This window comes from Streptomyces durocortorensis, from assembly GCF_031760065.1.
Classification (GTDB): Bacteria; Actinomycetota; Actinomycetes; order Streptomycetales; family Streptomycetaceae; genus Streptomyces.
The window spans coordinates 4,626,836-4,639,255 of sequence record NZ_CP134500.1 but is presented as its reverse complement, the minus strand read 5'-3'; the positions used below and the strand labels follow the sequence as shown (position 1 = coordinate 4,639,255).

At 72.7% G+C, this 12,420-nt stretch carries 12 protein-coding genes; 4 read left to right on the top strand and 8 right to left on the bottom strand.

Features of this window, described 5'->3' with window-relative positions:
- The first annotated feature begins 37 nt into the window (after window positions 1-37).
- Complete coding sequence (locus RI138_RS20760; RefSeq protein ID WP_311121123.1) at window positions 38-178, top strand: hypothetical protein; 141 nt, start codon at window positions 38-40, stop codon at window positions 176-178.
- Window positions 179-341: 163 nt separating this feature from the next.
- Here RI138_RS20760 and pdxR read toward each other — a convergent pair whose 3' ends face one another.
- Window positions 342-1,742 carry a MocR-like pyridoxine biosynthesis transcription factor PdxR gene (pdxR, locus tag RI138_RS20755; RefSeq protein WP_311121122.1) on the bottom strand — a complete coding sequence of 467 codons (1,401 nt, stop codon included), beginning with the start codon at window positions 1,740-1,742 and terminating at the stop codon, window positions 342-344.
- Between the two features lie 47 nt (window positions 1,743-1,789).
- Between pdxR and RI138_RS20750 the strand changes: the two genes are divergently transcribed.
- Window positions 1,790-2,320 carry a carboxymuconolactone decarboxylase family protein gene (locus RI138_RS20750; protein WP_311121121.1) on the top strand — a complete coding sequence of 177 codons (531 nt, stop codon included), beginning with the start codon at window positions 1,790-1,792 and terminating at the stop codon, window positions 2,318-2,320.
- Window positions 2,321-2,365: 45 nt separating this feature from the next.
- On the top strand, window positions 2,366-3,097 hold the full coding sequence (locus RI138_RS20745) for an isocitrate lyase/PEP mutase family protein (protein WP_311121120.1): 732 nt from the start codon (window positions 2,366-2,368) through the stop codon (window positions 3,095-3,097).
- 66 nt (window positions 3,098-3,163) lie between these two features.
- Here RI138_RS20745 and RI138_RS20740 read toward each other — a convergent pair whose 3' ends face one another.
- The 4 genes from RI138_RS20740 to RI138_RS20725 form a co-directional block, all read right to left on the bottom strand.
- On the bottom strand, window positions 3,164-4,153 hold the full coding sequence (locus RI138_RS20740) for a malate dehydrogenase (RefSeq protein WP_096623434.1): 990 nt from the start codon (window positions 4,151-4,153) through the stop codon (window positions 3,164-3,166).
- A gap of 200 nt (window positions 4,154-4,353) precedes the next feature.
- Window positions 4,354-5,541, bottom strand: a complete 1,188-nt coding sequence (locus tag RI138_RS20735) for an XRE family transcriptional regulator (protein WP_311121119.1) — start codon at window positions 5,539-5,541, stop codon at window positions 4,354-4,356.
- A 465-nt stretch (window positions 5,542-6,006) separates the two neighbouring features.
- Window positions 6,007-6,525 carry a DUF3017 domain-containing protein gene (locus RI138_RS20730; protein WP_311121118.1) on the bottom strand — a complete coding sequence of 173 codons (519 nt, stop codon included), beginning with the start codon at window positions 6,523-6,525 and terminating at the stop codon, window positions 6,007-6,009.
- Window positions 6,526-6,549: 24 nt separating this feature from the next.
- Window positions 6,550-7,431: a bifunctional methylenetetrahydrofolate dehydrogenase/methenyltetrahydrofolate cyclohydrolase gene (locus RI138_RS20725; RefSeq protein ID WP_096633118.1), complete on the bottom strand. Its 882-nt coding sequence runs from the start codon at window positions 7,429-7,431 to the stop codon at window positions 6,550-6,552.
- A gap of 221 nt (window positions 7,432-7,652) precedes the next feature.
- On the opposite strand from RI138_RS20725, the gene RI138_RS20720 reads away from it, so the two are divergent.
- Window positions 7,653-8,291 (top strand): RDD family protein, encoded by a 639-nt coding sequence (locus tag RI138_RS20720; RefSeq protein WP_311121117.1) that lies wholly within the window; start codon window positions 7,653-7,655, stop codon window positions 8,289-8,291.
- Window positions 8,292-8,364: 73 nt separating this feature from the next.
- On the opposite strand, the gene RI138_RS20715 is transcribed toward RI138_RS20720, so the two are convergent.
- From RI138_RS20715 to purN, 3 genes are all read right to left on the bottom strand, one after another.
- Window positions 8,365-9,894 (bottom strand): DUF2079 domain-containing protein, encoded by a 1,530-nt coding sequence (locus tag RI138_RS20715; RefSeq protein ID WP_311121116.1) that lies wholly within the window; start codon window positions 9,892-9,894, stop codon window positions 8,365-8,367.
- A gap of 167 nt (window positions 9,895-10,061) precedes the next feature.
- Window positions 10,062-11,615: a bifunctional phosphoribosylaminoimidazolecarboxamide formyltransferase/IMP cyclohydrolase gene (gene purH / locus RI138_RS20710; protein WP_311121115.1), complete on the bottom strand. Its 1,554-nt coding sequence runs from the start codon at window positions 11,613-11,615 to the stop codon at window positions 10,062-10,064.
- The gene (purN, locus tag RI138_RS20705) at window positions 11,602-12,258 is read right to left on the bottom strand and encodes a phosphoribosylglycinamide formyltransferase (protein ID WP_096632784.1); all 657 of its coding nucleotides are present in this window, start codon (window positions 12,256-12,258) and stop codon (window positions 11,602-11,604) included. Before purN ends, purH begins: the two co-directional genes overlap by 14 nt.
- Between the last annotated feature and the right edge of the window lie 162 nt (window positions 12,259-12,420).

Here is a 12,420-nt window from a genome sequence, read left to right as displayed (position 1 = left end):
AACCTCCGCCCGGTAGATTCCCTTTGCGCCCTTCGGGGTGATCTGTGCGCTCGGGGCGGCGGTCTGTTTCGGGACGGCGTCCGTCCTCCAGGAGGTCGCCGCGCGGGCAGCCGCCCGTCCCGCCTCGCTCGCGGTCACCGCGCCCGCGACCGTACCGCCGCCGGGCAGCGGCCGCTGAGGGCTGTCCCGTCATCCCTGGTGGATCAGCGGGCGGCGTCGGATGCGGCGCATCGCACGGCGGAGGAGCGCCCGCGTACGGGACGCATTCCGGCGTTCCGGCAATGCGGCGAGGTGCCGTGCCTGTCGTCGTGCACCCGCCAGGGATGACGGGACGACAGCCCTCAGGGCAGCACCCGGCACAGCGCGTCCAGGGTGCCCGCCCAGGCGCTCTCCGACGGCGAGCCGTAGCCGATCACCAGGGCGTCGCGGGTGGCCGGGGCGTCCGGGTGGCGGTAGCGCGCGAGGCCCTCCAGCGCCAGGCCCTGGAAGGCTGCCGCCTGGATCACCGAACGCTCGGCGCCCGCCGGGAGTTCGAGGACCGCGTGCAGTCCGGCCGCGATCCCGCTGACCTCGATGCCCGGCGCGCGCTCCGCGAGCGCCGCGACGAGCTGGTCGCGACGGCGGCGGTAGCGCAGCCGCATGGAACGCACATGCCGGTCGTACGCCCCCGAGGCGATGAACTCCGCGAGCGTCAGCTGGTCGGGCGAGCCGGACATCCACTCGGACACACCCTTCGCCGCCACCACCTCCCCCACCAGGCTCCGGGGCAGCACCATCCAGCCCAGGCGCAGCCCCGGGGCCAGCGACTTGCTGGCGGTGCCGAGATGGACGACCCGCTCCGGATCGAGGCCCTGGAGGGCGCCCACCGGCTGCCGGTCGTACCTGAACTCCCCGTCGTAGTCGTCCTCCAGGATCAGCCCGCCGGTGGCCCGGGCCCAGTCGACGGCTGCGGCCCGCCGGTCCGGATGCAGGGGTACGCCGGTGGGGAACTGGTGCGCCGGGGTCAGGAGCACCGCCCCCGTGGCCCGCATCGCGGCCAGCTCCTCGGTCCGGGAGCCGCGTTCGTCCAGCGGCAGGCACGGGGTGCGCAGCCCGGCATCGGTGAGGAGGTTCGTATGGAAGCCGAGGCCGTAGGACTCGACGGCGACCTCCCGGACCCGGCGCTGCCGCAGCACCCGGCCCAGGAGCGCCAGCCCGTGCACGAAACCGGAACAGATCACGATGCGCTCCGGGTCGGCGTGCACCCCGCGCGCCCGCGCCAGGTACTCCGCCAGGGCCGTGCGCAGTTCGACTCGCCCGCGTGGATCGCCGTAGCCGAAGGCCTCGTCGGGTGCGGCGGTGAGCGCCTTGCGGGCGGCCCGGAGCCAGGCGGTGCGCGGGAAGGCGGACACGTCGGGAAAGCCTGGCTTCAGGGTGTACGCGGGCCCGGACCGCACCGGCCGGGCGGGGGCCGCCGGGGGCCGCGTCCGGCGCGGGGCGGACCGCTGGGCGACCCGGGTGCCGGAGCCCTGGCGGGCGGTGAGCCAGCCCTCGGCGACCAGTTCGCCGTAGGCGTCGGCGACCGTGTTACGGGCGATGCCCAGGTCGGCGGCGAGCGCCCGGGAGGACGGCAGCCGGGTTCCGGGGGCCAGCCGCCCGCTGCGCACCGCTTCCCGCAGCGCCTCCATCAGCCCGCTGCGCAAACCCGTGCCGACCGGCTCCAGATGCAGGTCTGCACCGAAACTGGCCCAGGAATCGGTCATGGGAATGGACCATACCGCCGAGCCATCGGACCCGTAGCGTCGTCCCCATGACCACCACACCGCACGCACACCACCCCGCCCCCGCCGCCGCCCCCGCCGACCGGGCGGCCGAGCACCCGGCGCGCCTCTCCGTCTCCGAGCTGCTCCCCGATGTCTACAAGGCGATGGTCCGGCTCGACATCGCGGCCCGGAAGGGTCTGGACCCCGTCCTGGTCGAGCTGGTGAAGATCCGGGCCTCGCAGCTCAACCGGTGCGCGTTCTGCCTGGACATGCACACGAAGGACGCGCTCGCCGCGGGCGAGTCGGTCGAGCGGATCGTCCAGCTCAGCGCCTGGCAGGAGTCGCGGCACTTCTACACCGGGAAGGAGCTGGCGGCGCTCGCCCTGACCGAGGCGGTCACCATCCTCACCGACGGCTTCGTCCCGGACGAGGTGTACGCGGAGGCGGCCGAGCACTTCGAGGAGACGGAACTGGCCCAGCTGGTCGCGGCCATCACGGTGATCAACGCCTGGAACCGCTTCGGCGTCACCGGACGGCTCGCACCGGGCCACTACACGCCGGGCGACTTCAAGCACTGACGGCCCCACGCCCATAGCCAGGCCCACAGCCAGGAGGAGACCCCCATGGCCGACCCGGCCGCCGTGTTCCGCGCGCTGCACCACGGCCGCGCCCCCGACGATCCGCTGGTCCTGCCGGGACCGTGGGACGCGGCGAGCGCGCGGGCCCTGGAAGAGGCCGGGTTCCCGGCGCTGGCGATCCCGAGCGCGGGCGTCGCCGCCTCGCTGGGCCACGAGGACGGGCGGACCCCGGCGGACGAGATGTTCGCCGCCGTGACCCGGATCGTCCGCGCGGTCTCCGTCCCCGTCTCGGCGGACATCGAGGCCGGTTACGGGCTGGAGCCGGAGGAGCTGGTGGACCGGCTGCTGGCGGCGGGGGCCGTCGGCTGCAACCTGGAGGACTCCGTGGACGGCGTCCTGCTGGACCCGGACCGCCAGGCCGACCGGCTGGCCCGCTTCCGCGCGGCGGCGGGCGACCGGCTCTTCCTGAACGCCCGCGTGGACGTCCACCTCCACGCGGCGCCTTCCGGTACGGACCGGGCGTCGGCCGCGACCGGCCGGGCCCTGCGGTACGCGGCGGCGGGCGCCGACTGCGTCTACCCGATCGCCGCCCCGCCCGATGACCTGCCCCGGCTGGCCGCCGCCGTCCCCGTACCGCTGAACGCCATCGGCACGCCGGACTCCCCGGCCGCTGTGCGCCGGCTGGGCGAACTCGGCGCGTCCCGGGTCACGTTCGGCCCCGCCCTCCAGCGGCTCGCGGCGGCAGCGGTACGCGAGGCGGCACAGCGGCTGCGGTGAGGACGCCGACGGCCCCCGGCAGCGGGTGCGCTGCCGGGGGCCGCCGGCGTGGTGCGGGCAGGGACCTCAGATCAGGCCGAGCTCGCGGACCGCGTCGCGCTCCTCGGTGAGCTCCTTGACCGACGCGTCGATGCGCGCACGGGAGAACTCGTTGATGTCCAGGCCCTGGACGATCTCGTACTTCCCGTCCTTCGTGGTGACCGGGAAGGAGGAGATGATGCCCTCGGGGACGCCGTAGGAGCCGTCCGACGGGATGCCCATCGAGGTCCAGTCGCCCTCGGCGGTGCCGTTGACCCAGGTGTGCACGTGGTCGATGGCGGCGTTGGCGGCGGAGGCGGCGGAGGACGCGCCACGGGCCTCGATGATCGCGGCGCCGCGCTTGGCGACGGTCGGGATGAAGGTGTCGGCCAGCCACGCCTCGTCGTTGACGACCTCGGCGGCGTTCTTGCCCGCGATCTCCGCGTGGAAGATGTCCGGGTACTGGGTGGCCGAGTGGTTGCCCCAGATCGTCAGCTTCTTGATGTCGGAGACGGCGGCACCGGTCCTGGCGGCCAGCTGCGAGATCGCGCGGTTGTGGTCCAGACGGGTCATCGCGGTGAAGCGCTCCGCCGGTACGTCCGGGGCGGCGGCCTGCGCGATGAGCGCGTTGGTGTTGGCCGGGTTGCCGACGACGAGGACCTTGATGTCGTCCGCGGCGTTGTCGTTGATGGCCTTGCCCTGCGGCTTGAAGATGCCGCCGTTGGCGGCGAGCAGGTCACCGCGCTCCATGCCCTTGGTGCGCGGGCGGGCGCCGACGAGCAGGGCGACGTTCGCACCGGCGAAGCCGACGTTCGGGTCGTCGGTGATCTCGATGCCGCGCAGCAGCGGGAAGGCGCAGTCGTCGAGCTCCATCGCGGTGCCCTCGGCGGCCTTGAGGCCCTGCGGGATCTCCAGGAGGCGCAGGTTGACCGGCACGTCCGGGCCGAGCAGGTGGCCGGAGGCGATGCGGAAGAGCAGCGCGTAGCCGATCTGGCCGGCTGCGCCGGTCACGGTGACATTCACGGGAGTGCGGGTCATGGCGGTCTCCGTTAGACAGCTGGCGGTGGGGGTCCCGGCCCCTGGTGCCGGACCCTGGTGCTGGACGTCTCCGCGCGCCGACCAATCTTGACGTGAAGAGATATCCAGCGGTCAGGCTATCGGACCCGGGCAGGGGGGACCGCCCGGCCCCCTGTTGCACCGCGCACAACCGGTCACCTGCCGTGCCCCCGGCCCCGGCGTCACTCGTCCGGGTCGGTGCAGCCCTTCGTGCCGGAGGTGAGCGTCGCGCAGGCGTTCGCGTCGCTCGCCTTCTTCACCGCGACCATCGGGGTGTACGCCTTCGTGTCCCCCATGACCTCGCCGTCCTGCGCGCCCTTGCCCGCGGTGATCCGTACGGTGTCGCCGATCGCCGCCTCGGAGAGCCGGGCCCAGGCGGCGGAGCAGACCTCGCTGTAGCGGACCTCGACCTTGCTGCCGCCGACCACGGCGCTCGACACCGTACGGGCGAAATCGCCGCCGCAGCCCATCTCCTCCGGGTCCTGCCCGGCGCAGTCGGTGCCGCTGCACTCGACGCCTACGGGCAGTTCGGGGGCGGCCGTGGTGGGGGCGGCCGACGGGGGCGGGGTGGCCTTGGCCGGGTCGTCGCCGCCCGGCGCGAGCAGCACCGCGCCGACCGCGACGATCAGGGCGCCGACGGCCCCGACGGCGAGCATGGCCCCCTTGCGGCGGCCGCCGGGCGCCTTCCCGCCGGCGCTCGTTCCGGAGCCCTTGCCGACGCTCCGTCCGGCGCCCTCTCCGGCGTACCGCTCCGGTCGCTGCCCGCCCTGGTGCTGCTGGGGGACGTGCGGTGCGGCACCGCGCTGGGCGGGCACGGAGGGCGGGCGCGTGCTGTCGCGGCCGGTCCCGTAGGCGTCGCGGCCGTGGGGATCGCCCCTGTGGGCTTCGCTGTCGTAGGCGTCGCGCGGCGGGGCGTCCGCGCCCGCCGCGGCCGGGACCCGGGCGCCGCCGGAGCCGGCCGCGCTGTGACGGCCGCCCGAGGCGGAACGGCCGGACCGGCCGCCCGCCGGAGCGTCGGGGCCGGTCGCGCCCAACTCACCGAGCGCCGCACGGGCCTGGGTGATCCGGATGGCCTCCATCGTCATGTCGTGGCGCATCTCGGCCCGGCTCCACGCGCGCTCGGCCAGCTCCCACATGGTCGTGAGGTGGTGCTGCGGGGTGCCCGTCACCTCGGCGAGAGCGACGACGGCCCCGCGCGGGGCGAGGAGCCGCCCGTTGAGGTACCGCTCCCAGGACGTCTTGCTGTAGCCCGTGCGGTCGGCCACCGCGTTGATGTTGAGCCCGCTGCGGTCGACGAGCCTGCGCAGTTGGCTGGCGAACTCCCTGATCTGCGGATCGAGCTCTTCGGGCAGTGCCTTCCAACGAGGCATCGCTTTCCCCCCTCATGTCCCCCGGACGTGCTTGCTGTGCCCCGCTGCGGCCGGTCCCCCCGACCCACGCAACCCCGCCGAACTACCCACGAGGATGCGCGAAGCCAGGGTGTCAGTTCCTGACGAGGGGGCGCACGGGAGCATTCGGGACGGGGTACGCATCTTCGCGCGCCCCGATCACTGCCCCGATCACTGCTCTGTCTGCTCCGTGCTGCTCTGTGCGCCGGGCCAGTCTGCCATCGTTGCGCGACGATCACACCGTGCCGGAATGGTCACTTCCGTGCCACAGGCCCCAGGGAACCCTTGAAGCGGCTCTTCGTGTCCATGACGCTTGGAGCAGGACGGGGCAAGGATGCTCATTCCGCCCCATACCAGGGCTTGTTGCCCTGGTCACTCCGATCCGGGGTGCCCGTCCCTTCTACGGGGGAAGGGACGGTCACCACGGGCGGGATCGCGGGGCAGCCCTCAGCGGACCGTGAAGCGGACGGCGTCCTCCAGGATCGGCACGTCCAGCCACGGTTTCGGCTGCGCGACCAGCGCGAGCAGCACGATCAGGGTGCCCATCAGCCCGTAGGTCACCAGGTCGGTGAACCGGGAACGTACCGCCAGCATGCCGACCGACGGCACCACCCAGCGCAGCACGGCACCGGCGATCAGCGCACCGCCGATCAGGATGGTGCCGATGCGGAACGCCTGGTCGAACGGGTCCAGGGCCACGATCAGCAGCCCCGCGCCCGCCGCGCAGAGCACGGTGAGCAGCGGCCACTGCCGGGCCGGTGCGGGCGCGTCGCCGGACGCCGCCCGGCCGCCGCCCTCGGGGCGCGCGGTGTCCCGGGTGAACTTCGGGAACCGCCGCGACCGGCGCCGGGGGGCGCTCCCGGTCCCGGGCCCGGCCACAGCACCGGCCCCGGCCCCGGCCACCGCGCCCTCACCGCCCGACTCGCTCGACCCGTCCGGCTCGGCCGGACTCGTACCAGCACCCATGGGGTTCCCTCCGCCGTCCGGCCGTCAGCCCGCGGCGGCGGCGTCGGCGGCCTCGGCGGCGAGCCGCTCGGCCGCCTCGACCACGTTGACCAGCAGCTGCGCGCGGGTCATCGGGCCGACACCGCCGGGGTTCGGGGCGACCCAGGCGGCCACCTCGCGGACCCCCGGGTGCACATCGCCGACGATCTTGCCGTCCGCGTCCCGGCTGACGCCGACGTCGAGGACCGCGGCCCCCGGCTTCACGTCCTCGGGCTTGATCAGGTGCTGGACGCCCGCGGCGGCGACGATGATGTCTGCCTGACGCAGGTGGGAGGAGAGGTCCCGGGTGCCGGTGTGGCACTGGGTCACCGTGGCGTTCTCCGACTTACGGGTCAGCAGCAGTGGGATCGACCGGCCGATGGTGACACCGCGTCCGACGACCACGACATGCGCCCCGTTGATCTCCACGCCGTGGGCGCGCAGCAGCTGGACGACGCCCTGCGGGGTGCAGGGCAGCGGGCCGGTCTCGTTGAGGACGAGACGGCCGAGGCTCATCGGGTGCAGCCCGTCGGCGTCCTTCTCCGGGTCCATCAGCTCCAGGACCCGGTTGGTGTCGATGCCCTTGGGCAGCGGCAGCTGGACGATGTAACCGGTGCACTCGGGGTTGGCGTTGAGCTCCCGTACGACGTCCTCGATCTCCTCCTGGGTGGCGGTGTCGGGGAGTTCGCGCTGGATGGAGCCGATGCCGACCTGTGCGCAGTCACGGTGCTTGCCGTTGACGTACCACCGGCTGCCCGGGTCGTCCCCGACGAGCAGGGTTCCCAGGCCGGGGGTGATGCCCTGCGCCTTGAGGGCCGCCACACGGACGGTCAGATCGGATTTGATCGCGGCAGCGGTGGCCTTGCCGTCGAGAATCTGGGCAGTCATGGGCCCATCCTCGCGGATGACCCCGCCCGCATACCAATTGCCGGCGCCTCCCCCGTACACGAGATTGCACTTGCACAACGTCTGGGGCTCCGGACTGGACAAACGCGGGCCCCCCTTATAACGATGAAGGCCGCGGTTGTACGGGGGGCGGGCCGCTGAACGTCGTCCTTCCTCCGTGTGGCCATCTCGTCCCCACACGTCTGTTGAAGGAAACACCCCATATGAGCTTCGGCGACCCGAACAACCCGTACGGGCAGCAGCCCGGTCAGCCGCCCCAGGGGCCGCCGCAGGGCCAGCCCGGGTACGGCTACCCGCAGCAGGCTCCCCAGGGTGTCCCGCCGCAGGGCTACGGCTACCCCCAGCAGCCCGGTTACCCGCAGCAGCCCGGCCAGCCGTACGGGGCCTACCCGCAGCAGCCGCCGGCCTACGGCCAGCAGCCCGGGTACGGCGGCGGCATGCCGGAGCTGGCCCACTGGGGTCTGCGGTTCGGCGGGCTGATCATCGACGGGCTCGTCCTGATGGTCCCGTACATCTTCGTCGTCATCGGCGGTGCGGTCGGCGATGCGTTCGGCGCGATCCTCGCCATCGTGGGCTTCCTCGGCCTCATCGGCGTCGCCATCTGGCAGCTGTACCAGGAGGGCACCACCGGCCAGACGGTCGGCAAGAAGGCCGTGGGCATCCGCCTGCTGCGCGAGGCCGACGGCCGCCCGCTGGGCTTCGGCATGGCCTTCGTGCGCCGCCTGGCCCACTTCCTCGACAGCCTCGCCTGCTACATCGGCTGGCTGTGGCCGCTGTGGGACGAGAAGAAGCAGACGTTCGCGGACAAGGTCTGCTCGTCGGTGGTCGTCAAGTCCAAGTGACCCACCCGCACACCCTGTGCGCGCGAAGGCCGCCCCGGCACATCGGGGCGGCCTTCGCGCGTACGCGGAGGGCTCAGCGGCCCCCGCGCACGCCCGGGATCTCCGCCGGCTCCGGCGTCGTACGCTCCATCACCACGAAGCTGCCGCCCCGGTGCTTGAGGCGGTAGCGCGCCTCGGGGTGCAGCTGCTCGGCGTACGCCACGGGGTCCTGGATCGGCCGGGACCAGCCGAAGTCGAGGTTGATGGCGACGATGTCGGGCGCGGTGCCCGGGGCTCCGCCGACCCAGTAGACGGTGCGGTCGGAGGTGAGGTGGGCCATCAGCGTGATGTCCGTCTCGACGCGTGAGCCGGCCGGGATGGCGTCCAGCGCCGCCCGGGCCGCCTGGGCGCGGGCGTCGTCGGTGCGGTAGGTCTCCGGGCGCAGCAGGTCGCGCAGCGGCAGGTGCTGGGTCATCGCGATGGCGATCGCGGTGGCGACGGGGACGGCGACCCTCGCGTACGAGGCGAGCCAGGGGCGGTGCGAGTCGCGGCTGCGGCGGACGCCGTCGGCCATCGCGAGGAACAGCACCGGCATGAGAATCGCGCTGTAGTGCCAGACCATGCCCCAGTGGTTGCTGTCCTGCGAGAGCAGCCGCCAGCCGAGCGTGGGGATGATCAGCAGCGTCAGCGGCGAGCGCAGCGCCATGAACGCGGTGATCCCGATCAGGAAGACCAGCATCTCGATCTTGACGGAGGAGTTGAGGACGCCGAGGACGGAGTCCAGCATCGAGACGTCCTGCTCCCCGTTCTTGTCGATCTTCTGCCAGTAGTCGTACGTGCCCGCGCTGCTGGCCGCCGGGATGAGGACGACGAGGGTGACGACGAAGGCCGCGACGCCGTAGGCGGCGAGCAGCGCACCCTGGAGGCGGCGGCCGTACACGAAGAGCAGGAAGCCGACGACCGCGACGGTCGCGCCGAGGTCCTCCTTGACCAGGACGAGCGGCAGCGACCAGAGCAGGGCGGCCGTCCACCGCTTCAGGAGCAGCGCCCGGCAGACCAGGGCCAGCAGCGGCACGGCGAAGGTGATCTCGTGGAAGTCGGACTTCACCGCTTCCTGAATGCCCCAGGACAGCCCGTACGCGACGGTGACGCACAGCCCGGAGCGGCCGCCGAGGAGCTGCTGGGTGGTGCGGCCGACCACGACCGCCCCCAGCGCGAACAGCGCGGCCTGGGCGAAGAGCAGGGCCGTCGCCGACGGCCAGATCCAGTAGAGCGGGGCGAGCAGCGCCACGATCGGGGAGAAGTGGTCTCCGAGGATCAGATAGCCGGGGCCCTTGATGTCGACGACCGGGGCCTCGAACGCCGCGTACGCCCTGACCTCCTGCTCGAAGATCCCGAGGTCCCAGGAGGGCGAGCCGAAGCGGGCGTACTGGAAGTACGAGTAGAGGAAGTAGAGCGCGCACAGGATCGCGGCGGCGATCAGGTACGGGCGCAGCGGGACGCGTTCGTCGCCGGTGGCCGCGCCCGGGGAACCGTCCGCCGGGCGAGCGTCCGGCCCGGTGCCCTGCGCGGGCAGGCGGCCCGGCTCCGACCGGTCCGTTCCACTCTTGTTCAGCTCAAGCACGGTGACTGCCCCCGCTAGGGATTTCTACGGCCGTTCTTTGATACGGCCGTTCATTAGAACAGAGCGGCGAGCGGATTCCGGACGTCGGACACGGCCGTGGCCGCACCCTTTCGGACGGGTGCGGCCACGGAACGTACAGGTGCCGGTCAGGAACGTACAGCTGCCGGTCAGTGGAAGAAGTGGCGCGTCCCGGTGAAGTACATGGTGACGCCCGCCTTCTGCGCGGCCTCGATCACCAGCTCGTCGCGGACGGAGCCGCCGGGCTGGACGACGGCCTTGATACCGGCGGCGGTGAGGATCTCCAGGCCGTCGGGGAACGGGAAGAACGCGTCGGAGGCGGCGTAGGCACCGGCCGCCCGCTCCTCGCCCGCCCGCTCGACGGCGAGCTTCGCGGAGTCGACGCGGTTGACCTGGCCCATGCCGACGCCGACCGAGGCGCCGTCCCTGGCGAGGAGGATGGCGTTGGACTTGACCGCGCGGCACGCCTTCCAGGCGAAGGCCAGCTCCTTCAGCTCCGCCTCGGAGAGCGCCTCGCCGGTGGCCAGCGTCCAGTTGGCCGGGTCGTCGCCCTCGGCCTGGAGGCGGTCGGTCACCTGGAGCAGCGCGCCGCCGTCGATCGGCTTGACCTCGAACGCGGCGGCCGGGGCCTCGGGGGCGCGCAGCACCCGGATGTTCTTCTTGCGGGCCAGCACCTCGACGGCGCCGTCCTCGTACGCCGGGGCGACGATGACCTCGGTGAAGATCTCCGCGACCTGCTCGGCCAGCTCGACGGTCACCGGCCGGTTGACGGCGATGACGCCACCGAACGCGGAGAGCGGGTCGCAGGCGTGGGCCTTGCGGTGCGCCTCGGCGATGTCGTCGGCGATGGCGATGCCGCACGGGTTGGCGTGCTTGATGATCGCGACGCACGGCTCGGCGTGGTCGTAGGCGGCGCGGCGGGCGGCGTCGGTGTCCGTGTAGTTGTTGTAGGACATCTCCTTGCCGTGCAGCTGCTCGGCCTCGGCGAGACCGCCCTCGCCGGAGGTGTAGAGCGCGGCGGGCTGGTGCGGGTTCTCGCCGTAGCGCAGGACGTTCTTGCGGGCGAAGGTGTCGCCGAGGAACTCGGGGAGGCCCGAGTCGCCGACGGCCGCGTAGTCGTCCGCGAACCAGGAGGCGACGGCCACGTCGTAGGAGGCGGTGTGCTGGAACGCCTCGGCGGCCAGCCGCTTGCGGGCGGTCAGGTCGAAGCCGCCCGCCTTGACGGCCGCGAGGACGTCCGCGTACCGCTCCGGGCTGGTGACGACGGCCACCGAGGGGTGGTTCTTGGCGGCGGCGCGGACCATGGAGGGGCCGCCGATGTCGATCTGCTCGACGCACTCGTCGTCGGAGGCGCCCGAGGCGACGGTCGCCTTGAACGGGTAGAGGTTCACGACCACCAGGTCGAAGGGCTCGACTCCCAGCTCGGCGAGCTGCTCGCGGTGGGCGTCCAGGCGGAGGTCCGCGAGGATGCCCGCGTGGACGCGGGGGTGGAGCGTCTTGACGCGGCCGTCCAGGCACTCCGGGAAGCCGGTGAGCTCCTCGACCTTGGTGACCGGAACCCCGGCGGCGGCGATCCTCCCGGCGGTGGAGCCGGTGGAGACGAGCTCGACGCCCGCCTCGTGCAGACCGCGGGCGAGGTCTTCGAGCCCCGTCTTGTCGTAGACACTGACCAGGGCGCGGCGGATGGGCTTATTCACCGACATGACCGAGATGAACCTTTCGTCCCTCAATGCGATGACCGTCACGGGCGATCCGCCCCACGGCCTCGACGAGCAGCGTGCGCTCGACTTCCTTGATGCGTTCGTGGAGGGCGGCTTCGCCCTCCGGGGTGTCCTCTTCGGTCACCTCGACCACGCCCTGGGCGATGATCGGGCCGGTGTCGACACCGTCGTCGACGAAGTGGACGGTGCAGCCGGTGACCTTCACGCCGTACGCGAGTGCGTCACGCACTCCGTGCGCGCCGGGAAAGCTGGGCAGCAGGGCGGGGTGGGTGTTGACGGTCCGGCCGCCGAAGGCGGCGAGGAACGCCGGGCCGACGATCTTCATGAAACCCGCGGAGACCACGAGGTCCGGGCGGTGAGCGGCGACCTGCGCGGCGAGCGCCTCGTCCCACTCGGCACGGGTCGCGTGGTCCTTGAGCTTGCACACGAACGTGGGGATGCCGGCCCGCGCGGCACGCTCAAGCCCCCCGGTCCCGTCACGGTCCGCGCCGACGGCGACGATCTGCGCTCCGTACGCCGCCGGGTCGTCGCCGATGGCGTCGAGCAGGGCCTGGAGATTCGTACCGGATCCGGAGACCAGCACGACCAGCCGGGCGGGAACGGAGGAGGGGGGCGGGGAGGCCACGTCGGGGCCCTTTCTCGCGTGATGACCACGTGGTGACACAGGCGCGGCGGCACCGGGGGATGCTCTTTGTAGGGTCGTACGAGAGAATCGCTTCGCCCGATACGGGGAACCCTACGAACGGGCCGACCGTCAGCAACGATACCGGCACACCCGACGGCCCCC